This window comes from Kitasatospora sp. Root107, from assembly GCF_001424875.1.
Taxonomy (GTDB): Bacteria; Actinomycetota; Actinomycetes; order Streptomycetales; family Streptomycetaceae; genus Kitasatospora.
This window is the reverse complement of sequence record NZ_LMCT01000012.1, coordinates 218,679-234,299: the sequence shown is the minus strand read 5'-3', so window position 1 is coordinate 234,299 and position 15,621 is coordinate 218,679. Positions and strand designations below refer to the sequence as shown.

12 protein-coding genes are annotated in these 15,621 nt (G+C 68.4%); 10 read left to right on the top strand and 2 right to left on the bottom strand.

Translation table 11 applies throughout. From position 1 onward, the window contains the following. Positions 1-29 precede the first annotated feature (29 nt). Together ASC99_RS12750 and ASC99_RS12745 are read right to left on the bottom strand one after the other, a co-directional pair. Complete coding sequence (locus ASC99_RS12750) at positions 30-1,616, bottom strand: hypothetical protein (protein ID WP_057231381.1); 1,587 nt, start codon at positions 1,614-1,616, stop codon at positions 30-32. Continuing rightward, positions 1,613-2,374, bottom strand: coding sequence for an ABC transporter ATP-binding protein (locus ASC99_RS12745; RefSeq protein WP_057231379.1), 762 nt, complete (start codon positions 2,372-2,374; stop codon positions 1,613-1,615). Before ASC99_RS12745 ends, ASC99_RS12750 begins: the two co-directional genes overlap by 4 nt. A 165-nt stretch (positions 2,375-2,539) precedes the next feature. Here ASC99_RS12745 and ASC99_RS12740 point away from each other — a divergent pair, with 165 nt between their 5' ends. From ASC99_RS12740 to ASC99_RS12695, 10 genes are all read left to right on the top strand, one after another. Further along, a complete protein-coding gene (locus tag ASC99_RS12740) occupies positions 2,540-3,070 on the top strand; it encodes a DUF1707 and DUF4190 domain-containing protein (protein ID WP_235502480.1) in 531 nt (176 codons plus the stop codon). Between the two features lie 299 nt (positions 3,071-3,369). Further along, on the top strand, positions 3,370-3,741 hold the full coding sequence (rpsL, locus tag ASC99_RS12735) for a 30S ribosomal protein S12 (protein ID WP_014144289.1): 372 nt from the start codon (positions 3,370-3,372) through the stop codon (positions 3,739-3,741). 2 nt (positions 3,742-3,743) lie between these two features. Continuing rightward, the gene (gene rpsG, locus ASC99_RS12730) at positions 3,744-4,214 is read left to right on the top strand and encodes a 30S ribosomal protein S7 (protein ID WP_030457432.1); all 471 of its coding nucleotides are present in this window, start codon (positions 3,744-3,746) and stop codon (positions 4,212-4,214) included. 39 nt (positions 4,215-4,253) lie between these two features. Then, complete coding sequence (fusA, locus tag ASC99_RS12725) at positions 4,254-6,359, top strand: elongation factor G (protein ID WP_057231377.1); 2,106 nt, start codon at positions 4,254-4,256, stop codon at positions 6,357-6,359. A gap of 179 nt (positions 6,360-6,538) precedes the next feature. Further along, complete coding sequence (gene tuf, locus ASC99_RS12720) at positions 6,539-7,732, top strand: elongation factor Tu (protein ID WP_057231375.1); 1,194 nt, start codon at positions 6,539-6,541, stop codon at positions 7,730-7,732. A 218-nt stretch (positions 7,733-7,950) separates the two neighbouring features. Then, positions 7,951-9,141 carry an acyltransferase gene (locus tag ASC99_RS12715; protein ID WP_063857067.1) on the top strand — a complete coding sequence of 397 codons (1,191 nt, stop codon included), beginning with the start codon at positions 7,951-7,953 and terminating at the stop codon, positions 9,139-9,141. A 190-nt stretch (positions 9,142-9,331) separates the two neighbouring features. After that, positions 9,332-10,345, top strand: a complete 1,014-nt coding sequence (locus ASC99_RS12710; RefSeq protein WP_057231371.1) for a glycosyltransferase family 2 protein — start codon at positions 9,332-9,334, stop codon at positions 10,343-10,345. A gap of 103 nt (positions 10,346-10,448) precedes the next feature. Beyond that, positions 10,449-12,869, top strand: coding sequence for a hypothetical protein (locus tag ASC99_RS40380; RefSeq protein ID WP_057231369.1), 2,421 nt, complete (start codon positions 10,449-10,451; stop codon positions 12,867-12,869). Between the two features lie 41 nt (positions 12,870-12,910). Next, complete coding sequence (locus tag ASC99_RS40375) at positions 12,911-13,363, top strand: GtrA family protein (protein WP_057231367.1); 453 nt, start codon at positions 12,911-12,913, stop codon at positions 13,361-13,363. Between the two features lie 201 nt (positions 13,364-13,564). Beyond that, on the top strand, positions 13,565-15,580 hold the full coding sequence (locus tag ASC99_RS12695) for a hypothetical protein (RefSeq protein WP_157531500.1): 2,016 nt from the start codon (positions 13,565-13,567) through the stop codon (positions 15,578-15,580). The last annotated feature ends 41 nt before the right edge of the window (positions 15,581-15,621 follow it).

The window sequence follows — 15,621 nt, the reverse complement described above, 5'->3', positions numbered from 1 at the left end:
CCGGGACACTCCGGGCCCGGGCATCGGGTTCAGCGCTCGATCGCGGTGGCCAGGATCTCCGGCAGCCGGTCCAGCAGCCGCCCGGCGGCGAACCGGGTGCCGCCCAGAGCCAGCAGCACCCCGAAGCCGAGGCCGATCGGCAGCAGCGCCCAACCCGGCAGGACGAACACCAGCAGCCCGACCGGGGCAGTGACGATCAACACTCCGATCATCGAGCCGAAGGTGTTCAGCACCACCACCCCGCTCTGGCCCGGCGCGGCGTTCCGCATCGGGTTGGAGTCGGCCGGCATCGCGTACGGCGCCAGCACGCTGAGCAGTGCGCCGAGGCCGACCCCGGCGCCGAGCGCGGCGTAGGTCAGGCCCAGCGCGGGGGCCAGCTCGGCCCACTGCCCGGTGGCGGCGGCCAGCACCAGGCCGAGCACGGTGGCGGCCGGGACGGCGTACGAGAGCACCGCGTAGGCCCGGCCGCGCAGCTCGTCCCGGGCGTCGGCCGGGGTGGCCAGCGTGCTGGAGACCATCCAGAACGCCGAGCCGTCCATGCCGAAGAGGTTGACCATCTGCAGGCCGAGCATCAGACCGGCCATCACCACCACGTACACCGTGCCCCAGCCCTGCACCACCGAGAGCACGCAGAACACCAGGGTCATCCCGATGCTGGTGAAGACCGCCGCCTTGGCCCGGGGTTCGCGCCAGGCGTACCGGAGGTGACGCTGCATCACCGCGCCGACCCGGCCGTCCGGGAAGAAGGTCCGCGAGGAGGACCGGCCGACCGACCTGGCGGTGATCAGGGTCGACGCGTCGGCGGTCACCATCAGGTCCTGCAGGCTCCGCTGCCACCAGCGCAGCAGCAGCACCAGCAGCGCGCCGGTGGAGGCCAGCTGGAGCAGCGCCAGCGGGACGGAGTCCCCGGCGGTACGGGCCGAGTCCAGGGCGCTGACCGGCGGGATCCAGCGCAGCACCGAGGCGAACGGCTTCAACGGTGAGAGGTCGAGGCCCTCTTCGCCGGGCCGGCCCAGGACGCTCTGCGAGGCCAGGTTGCCGACCTGGATCAGGACCGCGAACAGCAGACCGCCGAAGATGGCGAAGTCCTTGCCCCGGCGGCTGGAGAGCAGCTTGGCGTTCCCGGCCGCGACCGAGCGGGAGAGGGTGACCAGGCAGGCCAGCGTCAGCGGTACCCCGAGCACGGCGAACGGGACCGACACCGCCCCCGCGGCGGCGGCGATCACGGCGCCGGACAGCAGCACCAGCGCGATCACCGGTCCCGGCCCGATCAGCGCGGCCAGCAGGGTGCCGCGCAGCAGCGGGCCCGGCCGCAGCGGCAGCATGGTGAGCCGGGTCGGGTCGGAGCTCTCGTCGCTGCTGAACAGGAAGAGCGGCAGCGCGGCCCAGCCGATCACCAGCGAAGTGGTGAGCATCACAGCCGCGTCCGCGGCGCCGGCGTGTCCGTTCAGGAAGGCGAAGGCGGTCGCGATCGCGGCGGTGAAGAGCACGCCGAGCACCGAACCGGCCATGTACAGCGCCCGGCGGCCGGGGCTGCGGCGCAGCCCGTTGGCGAGCAGCCGGAGCTTGAGCGAGACGAGGGTCCGGACCACCACGCGGTCCGCAGGGGCGTTCATCGGGCCTCGCCCAGCCAGTCCAGGCTCTGCTCGTCCTGCTCGCGGACCCCGATCAGGTCCAGGAAGGCAGTGTGCAGCGAGCGCTCGCCCCGGACGGTGTCCAGCGGGCCCTGGGCGATCACCTGGCCCGCGTTTATCACCGCGACCCAGTCGCAGAGCTGCTCGACCAGCTCCATCACATGGCTGGAGAAGACCACGGTGGAGCCGCTGGCGGCGTACCGCTTGAGCACACCCCGGATGGTCTGCGCGGAGACCGGGTCGACGCCCTCGAACGGCTCGTCCAGGAACAGCACGTCCGGGTTGTGCAGCAGCGCGGCGGCCAGACCGATCTTCTTCCGCATCCCGGTGGAGTAGTCGGCGACCAGCTTGTCCGCGGCAGCGGACAGGTCGAGGACGGTCAGCAGCTCCTCGGCCCGGCGGTCCACCTCGGCACCGGGCAGACCGCGCAGCCGACCGTTGTACTGGAGCAGTTCACGCCCGCTCAGCCGCTCGAACATCCGCAGGCCCTCGGGCAGGATGCCGATCCGCGCCTTGACCCCGACCGGGTCGGTCCAGACGTCGGCGCCGTGCACCAGCACGGTGCCCTGGTCCGGCCTGAGCAGGCCGGTGACCATCGAGAGGGTGGTGGTCTTGCCCGCCCCGTTGGGGCCGACCAGGCCGATGAAGGAGCCGGCGGGCAGGTCCAGGGTGAGTCCTGCGACCGCGGCGTGGTCGCCGAAGCGCTTCCACAGGTTGTGGATGCTGACGGCAGGTGTCATGTGGGTACTCCTGTTGGTACGGATGTGCGGTCAGCTTTTCAGAGGTGGGACCGGCAGCGGCACCCCGCGAACGACTGGTTTGTCTGCTCCGATCGGGTGAACGTGCAACTGTGCGGGTGTGCCGTTCGTCATGCACCATGAGAGTCCGTCAGGAGGTGGGTCGGGATGAGCATGCAGTCATGGGGACCGCAGCAGCCGCAGCCGTACGGCGCCGGTCAGGCCGCCATGCGCGCCGGGCACACCGACCGCGAGCGCGCGGTGGACGTGATCAAGGCCGCGTACGCCGAGGGGCGCCTGTCGGCGAACGAGTACAGCGCCCGGTTCGACGGGGTGCAGCGGGCCAAGACGTACGGTCAGCTCGCCTACCTGGTCTCGGACTTGCCGGTCGGCCCGGTGGCGCTGCCGATGATGGGTCCGATGGCCGGGCCGCCGATGATGATGCAGCCGGTGTACACGCCCCGGCCGAGGAACAACCCGCTGGCCGTCGCCTCGCTGGTGCTGGGCCTGCTCTGCCTGCCGAGCTTCGGGATGTTCGGCATCCCCGCCGTGGTGACCGGCCACCTCGCCAAGAGCCAGCTGCGCGGCAGCGGCGAGGAGGGCGACGGGATGGCCACCGCCGGGCTGGTGCTTGGCTGGCTGTCGGTCGGTGGCTGGGCACTGTTGGTCCTGCTCGGGTTGCTCGGCAGCATCACCTGAGGTATGCCGGATGCAACCGCTCTTCGGGGGCCGAGCTGCGGCGTTGCATTTGTTTTGACCGGCGCCGATGCGCTAGGTACGCTCTGATCTGTGCCTGGGGTGTCCCCGGGTCCTTGTGCGTGCCAGCAGACCGGCCGCCGTACCGGAGTGTTCACCACTCCGTGAGCGCCGCCGCTGCACATCGGCTCATGGATTCCGCCCTCGAAAGAGGCTCAACACACCCGACCGCGTGGGTCGGAGTGTTGGGGTCACCGCAGGTTAGTTTTACGCAGCCTTGGCACACAGAAAACGGAGAAACGGTGCCTACGATCCAGCAGCTGGTCCGAAAGGGCCGGCAGGACAAGGTCGAGAAGAACAAGACGCCCGCGCTGAAGGGTTCCCCTCAGCGCCGCGGTGTTTGCACGCGTGTGTACACCACCACCCCGAAGAAGCCGAACTCCGCGCTTCGCAAGGTGGCCCGTGTGCGCCTCACCAGCGGGATCGAGGTCACCGCCTACATTCCGGGTGAGGGCCACAACCTGCAGGAGCACTCCATCGTGCTGGTGCGCGGTGGCCGTGTGAAGGACCTTCCTGGTGTCCGCTACAAGATCATCCGCGGCTCGCTCGACACCCAGGGTGTCAAGAACCGCAAGCAGGCTCGTAGCCGCTACGGCGCCAAGAAGGAGAAGTAAGAATGCCTCGTAAGGGTCCTGCCCCGAAGCGCCCGGTCATCATCGACCCGGTTTACGGCTCGCCGCTTGTGACCTCGCTGGTCAACAAGATCCTGCTCCACGGCAAGCGCTCCACCGCCGAGCGGATCGTCTACGGCGCCCTCGAGGGTGTCCGCGAGAAGACCGGTGCCGACCCCGTGGTCGCCCTCAAGCGCGCGCTTGAGAACGTCAAGCCCACCCTTGAGGTGAAGTCCCGCCGCGTCGGTGGCGCCACCTACCAGGTGCCGGTCGAGGTCCGTCCGGGCCGCGCCAACACCCTGGCGCTGCGCTGGCTGGTCGGCTACTCCCGCGCCCGTCGCGAGAAGACCATGACCGAGCGTCTGCTCAACGAGATCCTCGACGCCAGCAATGGCCTCGGTGCTTCCGTGAAGCGTCGCGAGGACACTCACAAGATGGCCGAGTCCAACAAGGCCTTCGCGCACTACCGCTGGTAGTCCTAACCCCGTCACTAGACAGAGAGAGAACGAGCCACCATGGCTGCAACCTCCCTTGACCTGGCCAAGACCCGGAACATCGGGATCATGGCCCACATCGACGCGGGTAAGACCACCACCACCGAGCGGATCCTGTTCTACACCGGTGTCTCGTACAAGATCGGTGAGGTCCACGATGGCGCTGCCACCATGGACTGGATGGAGCAGGAGCAGGAGCGCGGCATCACCATCACGTCGGCCGCGACGACCTGTCACTGGACGCTCGATGACAGCGATCACACGATCAACATCATCGACACCCCGGGTCACGTCGACTTCACCGTCGAGGTGGAGCGTTCGCTCCGCGTGCTCGACGGTGGCGTGACGGTCTTCGACGGCGTCGCCGGTGTCGAGCCCCAGTCCGAGACGGTGTGGCGTCAGGCCGACCGTTACGGTGTCCCGCGCATCTGCTTCATCAACAAGCTGGACCGCACGGGCGCGGACTTCTACTTCTGCGTGCAGACCATCGTGGACCGCCTCGGCGCGACCCCGCTGGTCATGCAGCTGCCGATCGGCGCCGAGGGCGACTTCGCCGGCGTCGTCGACCTGGTGAAGATGAAGGCCCTGGTCTGGTCCGCGGACGCCCCCAAGGGCGAGATGTACGACACCGTGGACATCCCGGCCGACCTGGCGGACAAGGCTGCCGAGTACCGCGAGGCGCTGCTCGACACCGTGTCCAACGTCAGCGACGAGGTGATGGAGCTCGCCCTCGAGGGTGAGGACATCCCCGAGGAGCTGCTGATCGCCGCGATCCGCAAGGGCACGCTGAACTCGGACTTCACTCCGATCTTCTGCGGCTCCGCGTTCAAGAACAAGGGCGTCCAGCCCCTGCTCGACGCGGTCGTCAACTACCTGCCGTCGCCGCTCGACATCGAGGGCATCGAGGGCACCAAGCCGGGCGACGACTCGGTGAAGATCACCCGCAAGCCTTCGGACGACGAGCCGCTGGCCGCGCTGGCGTTCAAGATCATGTCCGACCCGCACCTCGGCAAGCTCACCTTCGTCCGGGTCTACTCCGGGCGCCTTGAGGCCGGCACCGCCGTCCTCAACGCGGTGAAGGGCCGCAAGGAGCGGATCGGCAAGATCTACCGGATGCACGCGAACAAGCGTGAGGAGATCGACTCGGTGGGCGCCGGCGACATCGTCGCCGTCATGGGTCTCAAGCAGACCACCACCGGCGAGACCCTGTCCGACGAGAAGCACCCGGTCATCCTGGAGTCCATGGACTTCCCGGCCCCGGTCATTCGCGTCGCGATCGAGCCGAAGTCGAAGGGTGACCAGGAGCGTCTGGGCACCGCGATCCAGCGGCTGGCCGAGGAGGACCCGTCCTTCCAGGTCAACACCGACGAAGAGACCGGCCAGACCATCATCGCGGGTATGGGCGAGCTGCACCTCGAGGTGCTGGTCGACCGTATGAAGCGTGAGTTCAAGGTCGAGGCCAACGTCGGCAAGCCGCAGGTCGCGTACCGCGAGACGATCCGCAAGGCCGTCGAGCGTATCGACTACACGCACAAGAAGCAGACCGGTGGCTCCGGTCAGTTCGCGAAGATCCAGATCGCGATCGAGCCGATCGAGTCCGGCGAGGGCTACGAGTTCGTGAACAAGGTCACTGGTGGCCGCGTTCCGCGCGAGTACATCCCGTCGGTCGACGCCGGCTGCCAGGAGGCCATGGAGTTCGGTGTCCTCGCCGGATACCCGCTCCAGGGCGTTCGCGTCACCCTGCTCGACGGTGCCTCGCACGACGTCGACTCGTCCGAGCTCGCCTTCAAGATCGCCGGTTCGATGGCGTTCAAGGAGGGTGCTCGCCGGGCCGGTCCGGCCCTGCTCGAGCCGATGATGGCCGTCGAGGTCACCACGCCCGAGGACTACATGGGCGACGTGATCGGTGACATCAACTCTCGCCGTGGCCAGATCCGGTCCATGGACGAGCGTCACGGTGCTCGCGTCGTCACGGCGCTGGTGCCGCTCTCCGAGATGTTCGGCTACGTCGGTGACCTGCGCAGCAAGACCTCTGGTCGCGCAAGCTACTCGATGCAGTTCGACTCGTACGCCGAGGTTCCGCGGAACGTGGCGGACGACATCATCGCCAAGGCCAAGGGTGAGTGACGTCCCGCAATCGGGATGTTCGTAAACCCTTAGGCTATTAGGAGGCGAACCTGGGGGATCCTCCCGGATCCCCCAGGCTCCTCCGCCCCCACCCGCGGGACGGCACGCTCCGTGCCAAACCCGATCAAAGACCAACTGACGTCAGCACGGCGTACAGAACTGTCCTCAGGAGGACTGCAGTGGCGAAGGCGAAGTTCGAGCGGACGAAGCCCCACGTCAACATCGGCACCATTGGTCACATTGACCACGGTAAGACGACCCTTACCGCGGCCATCACCAAGGTGCTGCACGACGCGTACCCGGAGATCAACCCCTTCACGCCGTTCGACCAGATCGACAAGGCGCCGGAGGAGCGGCAGCGCGGTATCACCATCTCGATCGCGCACGTCGAGTACCAGACGGAGGACCGTCACTACGCCCACGTCGACTGCCCGGGTCACGCGGACTACATCAAGAACATGATCACCGGTGCCGCGCAGATGGACGGCGCCATCCTCGTGGTCGCCGCCACCGACGGCCCGATGCCGCAGACCAAGGAGCACGTGCTCCTGGCCCGCCAGGTCGGCGTTCCGTACATCGTTGTCGCGCTGAACAAGTCCGACATGGTGGAGGACGAGGAGATCCTGGAGCTCGTCGAGCTCGAGGTTCGTGAGCTGCTCTCCGAGTACGACTTCGACGGCGACAACCTGCCGGTCGTCCGCGTCTCGGCGCTCAAGGCGCTCGAGGGCGACAAGGAGTGGGGCGAGAAGCTCCTCGGCCTCATGAAGGCTGTCGACGAGAGCATCCCCACCCCGGCGCGTGACGTCGAGAAGCCGTTCCTGATGCCGATCGAGGACGTCTTCACGATCACCGGTCGTGGCACCGTCGTCACCGGTCGTATCGAGCGTGGCGTGCTCAAGGTCAACGAGACTGTCGACATCATCGGCATCAAGGAGACCAAGACCACCACCACGGTCACCGGCATCGAGATGTTCCGCAAGCTGCTCGACGAGGGCCAGGCGGGCGAGAACGTCGGTCTGCTCCTCCGTGGCATCAAGCGCGAGGACGTCGAGCGCGGCCAGGTCATCATCAAGCCGGGTTCGGTCACGCCGCACACCGACTTCGAGGCCCAGGCCTACATCCTGTCGAAGGACGAGGGTGGCCGTCACACCCCCTTCTTCAACAACTACCGCCCGCAGTTCTACTTCCGTACCACGGACGTGACCGGCGTCGTGACCCTCCCCGAGGGCACCGAGATGGTCATGCCGGGCGACAACACCGCCATGACGGTCGTGCTGATCCAGCCGATCGCCATGGAGGAGGGCCTGAAGTTCGCCATCCGTGAGGGTGGCCGCACCGTCGGCGCCGGCCAGGTCACCAAGATCCTCAAGTAATTCGAGGGCCTGACCTGCCTGCACCACAGGCAAGCCGAGGGGCTCCGCACCCGTCCGCAAGGACGTGGTGCGGAGCCCCTCGGCCGTTCGTCCCTCCTTGGGGCCAACCGGTTCGGCAGCCGTCGGAGACAGGCCGCTAGACTGAGCGCCCCACAGCCTTCGCCAGGTGCGAGGGTTGATCGAGGCTTCTGAGCCCAACTCGCCGAAAGCTCTCTCGAATGACTTCTGCTCCGATCCTGACGAAGCCATCGCGCCTTCGGCGCCGCTCGGCGGCCCGCTCGCAGGATCCTTCCGCTCGTCCCCAGCGGCCCCGGCTGTACGCGCTCGACGGCATGCGGCTCTTCGCGGCGCTGAGCGTGCTCTCCTTCCACTGGACGGCGTATGTCGGAATCGCCGGTGTATGGCAGGGCGTCACCCCGAAAGAGGTACTTCCGGCGCTGAACCGGGTGGCCGCCTACGGCTGGCTCGGCGTCGAGCTGTTCTTCGTCATCAGCGGCTTCGTGATCTGCATGAGCTGCTGGGGCAAGCGAGCCGGTGAGTTCTTCACCTCCCGGGTCGTACGCCTGTACCCGGCCTACTGGGCGGCCGTCGGGCTGACCGCCTTCGTGGTGCTCACCTTCACCCAGTACGCCCGCTGGGGGGCCGACGAGGGCCTCGACACCAAGACCGTCCTCGGCAACCTGACGATGCTTCAGCAGCCGCTCGGCATGCGGCACGTCGACGGCGTCTACTGGACGCTCTGGGTCGAGATGCGGTTCTACCTGCTCTTCGCCATCGTGGTCGCGGCCGGTCTGACCTACCGCAAGGTGGTCGCCTTCTGCGGCATCTGGACGATATTCGCGGTGCTCGCCCCGCAGGCCCAGATCCCGCTGCTGACCACCTTCGCGATGCCGAACGAGTCGCCGTTCTTCATTGCGGGCATCGGCATGTTCCTGATGTACCGCTTCGGCCAGAACCTGCTGCTCTGGGGGATCGTCGGCTTCTCCTGGATCCTGGCGCTCACCCGGCTGACCTCCATCCAGACGATCTACGTCGGGGTCCTGAACCACCCCCTGTCGTGGAAGGTGATGGCCCTCGGGGTCACCCTCGCCTTCGCTCTGGTCCTCGGCGCGGCGCTGGGTCTGTTCAACTGGGTGCAGTGGAAGTGGCTGACGGTCGCCGGTGCGCTGACCTACCCGCTCTACCTGATCCACCAGGAGGCCGGCTGGACCATGATCCACTTCTCGCTCACCCGCGGGTTGGGAGTCAAGTCCGCCCTGCTGGTGGCGCTCGCCACGGCGCTGCTGACCGCGTGGCTGATCCACCGGCTGGTCGAACGCCCGGTCTCGAAGTGGCTGAAGAAGGGGATGGACCGCTCGATGGCCACCCTTCGCCGGGTGTCCGACGAACCCGCTCCCGACAAGAAGTGATCCTGATCGCCCCGGTGACCGCTCGTGGGACGACGAACCGCGTGGGGCGGTAACCGCCCGGCTGCCAGACTCCGTGGCCCCGGCCCGACCACGCAGCTCCCCCGCATCCGTAGTCGGTCGGCCGGCGGATCCGGCGAACCCACCGACCTCGGCCGAACGCTCTCAGAGACATAAGGACAGGCGAACAGCGATGTACAACGCAGCAGCACCGGCCGGCGGCACCACGGCGCCCGCTCCTCTGTTGTCGGTAGTGATCCCGATCTACAACGAGCAGGAGGCGCTGCCGCTGACCGTCGAGCGGCTGCGTCCGATCCTGGACGCGCTCGACGTGACCTACGAGGTCGTCGGCATCGACGACGGCAGCACCGACGCGACGCCGCAGATCATGCACAAGATCCGCCAGGACTGGCCACAGCTGCGTATCGTCCGGTTCGCTCGCAACTCCGGCCACCAGGCCGCGCTCACCGCCGGGATCCACCGGGCCTTCGGAGACTACGTCGTCAGCATCGACGCTGACCTCCAGGACCCGCCGGAGAAGATCACGGAGATGCTCGCACTCGCCCGCGAGCAGAACCTCGACATCGTCTACGGCGTGCGTGGTGACCGCAACACCGACACCTTCTTCAAGCGCCGCACCGCAGGTGGCTACTACTGGCTCATGCGCAAGCTCGTCGGCAAGAAGATGCCCGCGCACGCCGGTGACTTCCGCCTGCTCAGCCGGGCCGCCGTGAACGCGCTCAAGTCGCTGCCCGAACACCAGCCGGTCTACCGCCTGCTCGTTCCGTGGCTGGGCTTCAGCAGCGGGGAGGTCGTCTACGACCGCGAGGAGCGGGTGGCGGGCAGCACCAAGTACCCGCTGTCCAAGATGATCCGATTGGCTCTCGACAGCATCACCAACTTCTCCGCCAGCCCGCTGCGGCTGGCCACCTGGCTCGGCGCGATGAGCTTCCTGGTCTGCTTCGGCCTCGCCGTCTACACCACGGTCAGGTACCTGGCCGGTGCCACCGTGCCCGGCTGGTCCTCGCTCTTCATCGCCATGCTGTTCATCGGGGGGGTCCAGCTCATCTGCATGGGCCTGCTCGGCGAGTACGTCGGCCGGATCTACGAGGCTGCCCAGGCCCGCCCGGCCTACTTCGTCGGCTACGACTCGGCGGAGGAGGCCCCCCGGGTCGGCCTCGCTCAGGCGGCGCACGCCGCAGGGTGAGGCAGGCGGTCCCGTGGCAGTGCGGCCACTGCCACGGGACGATTCAGCAGGACCCGGCACAACCACGCGGCTGACCGCAGAGCTCGCAGGAGATCACGTACCGATGGACACCACCGACAGCACCGCACCCGTCTCCGGCGCGTTGACCGCGCCAGGAGGGCGGTCGAAGACCGCGGGCCGGGGTGCGAGACCGGTCGGTGCCGCGCTGTGGAGGTTCCTGCCGGCCGTCAGCGCCTATCTCCTGCTCGCCGGGCTGCTGCTGGCCGCCGACACCTCGGCCGGTGACATCGCGCGCTACACCGGGTATGTCGCCTGGGGCGTGCTGCTGCCGGGCACGCTCGTCTTCCGGGCTCTGCGCCGGCGGCCGCACACCCTGGTCGAGGACCTCGCGTTCGGCGCGGTCACCGGTCTCGTCCTTGAGCTGGCGGCCTGGGCGGTCTTCATGGCGGCGGGCGTCCAGTCGGCGGTGATGGCCTGGCCGCTGCTGGTGGTCGTCCCCTTCGCGGCGGTGCCGCGGCTTCGCCGGCACTGGCGGCCGCGCGGCTACCTGGCCACCTCGCTCGGGTGGTCGTGGTCGGTCGCCGCAACGGTCGGCCTCGGCAGCACCTACCTGTACGCGGTGTTCCTGCGGAAGTACGAGGTGCTGCCGGTCGAGGGATACGCCAAGCAGTACGTCGACCTGCCCTACCTGCTCTCGCTGGCGGGCAACGCCAAGCACAACTTTCCGCTGACCTTCCCGCAGGCGGCCGGTGAACCGCTGCACTACCACTGGTTCACCTTCGTCCACATGGCGATGACCGACATGGTCGGGCACATCGACCTGGCCGTCGTGCAGATGCGGCTGATGGTCCCCGCGCTGGTGGCGCTCACCATGGTGATCACCGCGGTGGTGGCCCGGCGGCTCACCGGCCGCGCCTGGGCCGGCCCGGTGGCTGCCGTGCTGGTCTTCCTGATCGGCGACTTCAACGCGATCTACCCCAACAACGTCCCGAACTGGACGTTCGGCGCGACCGCCGTCCCCCTGATGGCCTGGGCGAGCCTCTCACTGACCTACAGCCTGCCGCTGCTGATCGCCCTCATCGGCGTCATCGGCGACGTTCTGCGCGGTCGGCAGGCGGACGGCGTCGACAGCGGTGCCGCAGGTGACACGCCGCCCGGCGGCACCGGTGGGCAGGTCCCGGGGCTGGGGCGCGGGGCCTTCGTCCTCACCGCGATGTTCGCGGTGGCCTCCAGCGCGGCCAAGGCCAGCTCCCTCCCGGTCACCCTGGCCGCGCTCGCCTTCGCCGGGCTGATGGTGCTCATCGGCACGCGGCGGATCCCCTGGGCCATCGTGGGTCTGGGCGCGATCGTCGGGGCGGCGCAGCTCTTCGCCACCGCCGTCCTGTTCAAGTTCGAGAGCTACGGTCTGCAGGTCGTGCCGGCCGGCAACATCAGCCGGTACTGGGCCGACCCGCTGCACACCCGCACCACGACCGGCCAGGCCGCGGTGGTCGCCATGACGCTGGCGGCGTTCCTGCTCAACCACCAGCTGCGCATGGTCGGCGCGATCCCGCTGATCTGGCGTCGGCGGCTGAGGCTCGACCCGGTCCAGTGGTTCCTGCTCGGCGGCGCGATCGCGGGCCCGGCCGTCTACCTCGTGGTGAACGGCTTCAACGCCAGCTACTTCACCCTGGCCGGGATCCCGTTCGGCGTGCTGCTGTCCGCCTGGGGATACTGCGAGGTCTTCGAGCGGGCGGAGCTGTCCGTCCGCGCGAAGGTCCTGCTCGGGGTGGGCAGCCTCGCCTTCACGGCCCTGCTGACGGTGGGCATCTACCGGTATGCCGGTGACTGGGCGACGTTCGTGCTGAAGCTGTTCGACGACAGCACGGGCACCAAGTCGTACACGGCGTTGCTGCCGGCGCTCGGCGCCGCGGCGGCGCTGGCCGCCATCGCCGCCGTGCTGGGCCTCCTGTGGCGGGGCGCGGGGTGGCTGCTGCCGGGCCTGCGCAGGCGCGGCGGCGTCGTGCTGCTCACCGCAGCCCTGATGGCGAGCGCCCCCGCGCTCGTACTGGACGTCCTCCAGACCTCGCAGAGTGCATGGATCGGGACGGCGCTGCTCCCGGCGGAGCAGGTCCAGGCCGCCCGCTGGGTCCGCGCCCACAGCGATCCTTCGGACGTCCTGGCGACCAACAGCCACTGCCAGTCGTTCGACGACTACGCCGACCCCGGCTGGGTCTGCACCAACAACGCGCAGTCCTTCTGGCTCAGCGGCTACTCCGAGCGATCGGTGCTGGTCGAGGGCTGGGCCTACTCGCCCCGGCTGATGTCGGAGCAGTCGACGGCCTTCTGGGACCTTCCGCTGCTCAAGCTCAACGAGGACGCCGTCTACGCCCCGACGGCCGGGCTGCTCCACACCTTGCGGGTCGAGCACCACGTCCGGTACGTGGTGGTGGACCGCAAGGTCCACGCCGAGTCCGCGCTGCTGAAGTCGCTGGCTCGGCCGGTGTACGACAACGGCCGGGTGGCCGTCTACGAGATCTCCTGATGGCACCAGTCCATATCCCAAGCGAATCGGTGGCTTCTCCCATGCTCCCTCTCGACGACTCGGCCGCTGCGCCGCAGGCCGGTCCGGACGCCGGGTCGTCCGGCACGATGAAGCGGCAGCTCCCGGCTTTTCTGGTCATCGGGATCCTGAGCACCCTCTTCTATCTGCTCCTCTACGTGGCGGCCCGTCAGGTCGTCGACGCGCAGCTGGGCAATCTGATCGCACTGCTGGTCAGCGCGGTCGCCAACACCGCGGCCAACCGCCGCTTCACGTTCGGTATCACCGGCTCCGAGGGCGCGCTCCGGCACCAGCTCCAGGGCGGGGTGGCCTTCGTGGTCGGCCTCGCCCTCAGCAGCGGTGCGCTGGCCCTGCTCGAGCTGGCTGCGCCGGACGCCTCGCGGGCGGTCGAGGTCGGGGGCCTGATCGTGGCCAACGGCTTGGCGACGCTCGTGCGGTTCCTGCTGATGAAGGTCTGGGTTTTCAAGTCCGACTAAGCCTTTTCAGTGGTAGGCCGTGCTGATAACCAGGGAGTTCCGGTAGGAGCTGCCGGGCGCTCAAGTACCATGACCGGTGGCTTCCGGGAATCCGCAGATCGGGCTTTCCGACAGGCGGCGCGGCGGTTGCACAAATCAGACCCGACCGTGATGTGAACGATACTTATTTCGCGTATGGGTATTCAAGGAGACGGTGGGGACATGGCAAGCCAGCTATCGGAGTCGACGGAGCGCCCGGGCGTCCCGCAGCCGAGCCCCGCCCCGGGCCCGCGCGGTCGGCGGTTGGGGCTGCTGGCCGGCGCGCTGACCGCCTCCTGGGTCCTCCCCGTCGTGCTCGACGCGCTGAATCTGGACATCGTCCTGATCCCGGTCTTCGTGCTCGCGGTTGCGAGTCTGCTGAGGGTCGGCGGAGGCCTGCTCGACCGGCTGGTCATCGCCACCTTCGTGCTCTGCGGTTCACTCCTGGCACTCGGTCTCGTGCTGTCGCTGTGGCCCTGGGGGATGCAGCCAGTCCCGACCTCCGGTGTGATCCTCTCGACGGTCAGCATCGCGGCCTGGGTCGGTCGCCGGGCACCCCGGCTGCCCTGGCGTTTCCGCACCTCCGACCTGGTGATCATCGGTACCGGTGCGCTCGTCTGGCATTACATCCACCACCCGCTGATCGGGCGTTCGTCGACGGGGCGTCTTCCTTTCGTCCTGTCCATCGAGGACCGAATCGTCCATTTCTCCATTTTTGACGCGATCCACCAATTCGGTGGATTTCTCTTTTTCCACCAGGAATCCGCCAAGGTCCTGGTGCCCACGCCGACCGAGGCGGTCTATCCGCAGGGCTCGCATTTCCTGCTGACCTGGTTCGACATCTTCGTGCGGTCGAACACCGCGACCGGTGACCCGACGGCCGCGTACAACCGCTACTACCTCTATGTGCTGGCGTCGTTCGCGATCCTCTGCGCCCTGATCGTCTGGGGCGCCCGGTGGATCGCCGGACCGCGGCTGACCGGTTGGCGGACGGCGGCGGTGTGCACCCTGGTGGCCGGGCTGGCGGTGGCGAGCCCGCTGGGGGGCATGGTCAAGGTCGGCTTCGACTCGCAGATCTCGGGCCTGATCTTCCTGGCGGTGGCCATCCCGCTGATCGTCCGCCCCGCGATGGGCTGGGGCACGTACGCGGCGGTGTCGGTGGCCGCCTTGATCACGGTGGCGTACACCTACAACATCCTCGCGGTGTTCGTGGGCATCGCGCTGGTGGTCGCGGCCTTCGTGTACCGCAAGCGCCAGGCCCGCCACTGCTGGCTGCTGTACGCGATCCAGGCGGTGGGTGGCGCGGTGGCCGTGCTCCCGAGCCTGATGTCGGTGATGGGTACGTTCGACGTCGAGGCCCAGGCTCAGGCCCGGGGGATGGTGCTGCCGTTCGACCGGTCGCTGCTGCTCGGCCTCGCGCTGCTGATCGTGCTGGTCGCACTGCTGGCCGGCCGGCGGCGCACCGGCGTCGGGATGATGATGCTCGGCACCGTCGCGGGTGGGGCCCTGGTGCTCGGGGTGTTCGGCGCCTGGCAGATGCACACCATAGGGAGCCTGCCGTACTACTTCGAGAAGCTCGCCACCGGCGGTTTCGTCCTCTGCCTGGTCGGGCTCGGCACGGTGGGGACGATGCTGCGTCCGTTCGGTCCGTCGGCCAAGACCTTCCGCAAGGGCTGGTGGATCGAGGGCGTCGCCTCGGTGGTGGCGTTCGCGGCCGGACTGAGCCTGTTCGCCGGGATCCAGTGGGGAGTCCCGTCGGTGCAGGCCGCTCCCACGGTCTGGCAGAGCAGTGAGCTGGCCCAGTGGAGCAAGGAGAAGGGCGGGGACAGTACCGTCGCCAGGATCCTGGTCACCCGCGACATGGCGCGGGTCGAGGAAGGCTCGGCCGTGGTCACCCTCTACACCAACGATGGCTACGTGAACTGGAAGCTCAGCTTCTTCGCCACCACGCTGGCCCGTCGGGGCGGCCTGGCCGCGAAGTACAGCGACCTGCTCAACGTCTACATCGGTGGCAGCCCGGTCGCGAAGGCGCAGTACGACAACTCGGTCACGTCGCTCAAGCATGCGATCGAGCTGATGCCGGCCGGCAAGGTGACCCTGCTGGTCGCGGACGCGACGACGGCCGACAGCCTCCGCAGGGATCTGGGCTCGCTCAAGAACAAGACCGTCACCGTGCTGCACACGCCGGTCCAGGGCTGACCGCGCGGGAGTAGCGGAACGGGCCGTGGGCCGGGGCTGAT

Bases quoted from the DNA above. Each gene is read 5' to 3' on its own strand.
- ASC99_RS12715 (WP_063857067.1), top strand. From the start codon at position 7,951: ATGACTTCTGCTCCGATCCTGACGAAGCCATCGCGCCTTCGGCGCCGC.
- ASC99_RS12750 (WP_057231381.1), bottom strand. From the start codon at position 1,616: ATGAACGCCCCTGCGGACCGCGTGGTGGTCCGGACCCTCGTCTCGCTC.
- ASC99_RS12695 (WP_157531500.1), top strand. From the start codon at position 13,565: ATGGCAAGCCAGCTATCGGAGTCGACGGAGCGCCCGGGCGTCCCGCAG.
- ASC99_RS12745 (WP_057231379.1), bottom strand. From the start codon at position 2,374: ATGACACCTGCCGTCAGCATCCACAACCTGTGGAAGCGCTTCGGCGAC.
- ASC99_RS12740 (WP_235502480.1), top strand. From the start codon at position 2,540: ATGAGCATGCAGTCATGGGGACCGCAGCAGCCGCAGCCGTACGGCGCC.
- ASC99_RS40380 (WP_057231369.1), top strand. From the start codon at position 10,449: ATGGACACCACCGACAGCACCGCACCCGTCTCCGGCGCGTTGACCGCG.
- ASC99_RS12710 (WP_057231371.1), top strand. From the start codon at position 9,332: ATGTACAACGCAGCAGCACCGGCCGGCGGCACCACGGCGCCCGCTCCT.
- ASC99_RS40375 (WP_057231367.1), top strand. From the start codon at position 12,911: ATGCTCCCTCTCGACGACTCGGCCGCTGCGCCGCAGGCCGGTCCGGAC.
- fusA (WP_057231377.1), top strand. From the start codon at position 4,254: ATGGCTGCAACCTCCCTTGACCTGGCCAAGACCCGGAACATCGGGATC.
- rpsG (WP_030457432.1), top strand. From the start codon at position 3,744: ATGCCTCGTAAGGGTCCTGCCCCGAAGCGCCCGGTCATCATCGACCCG.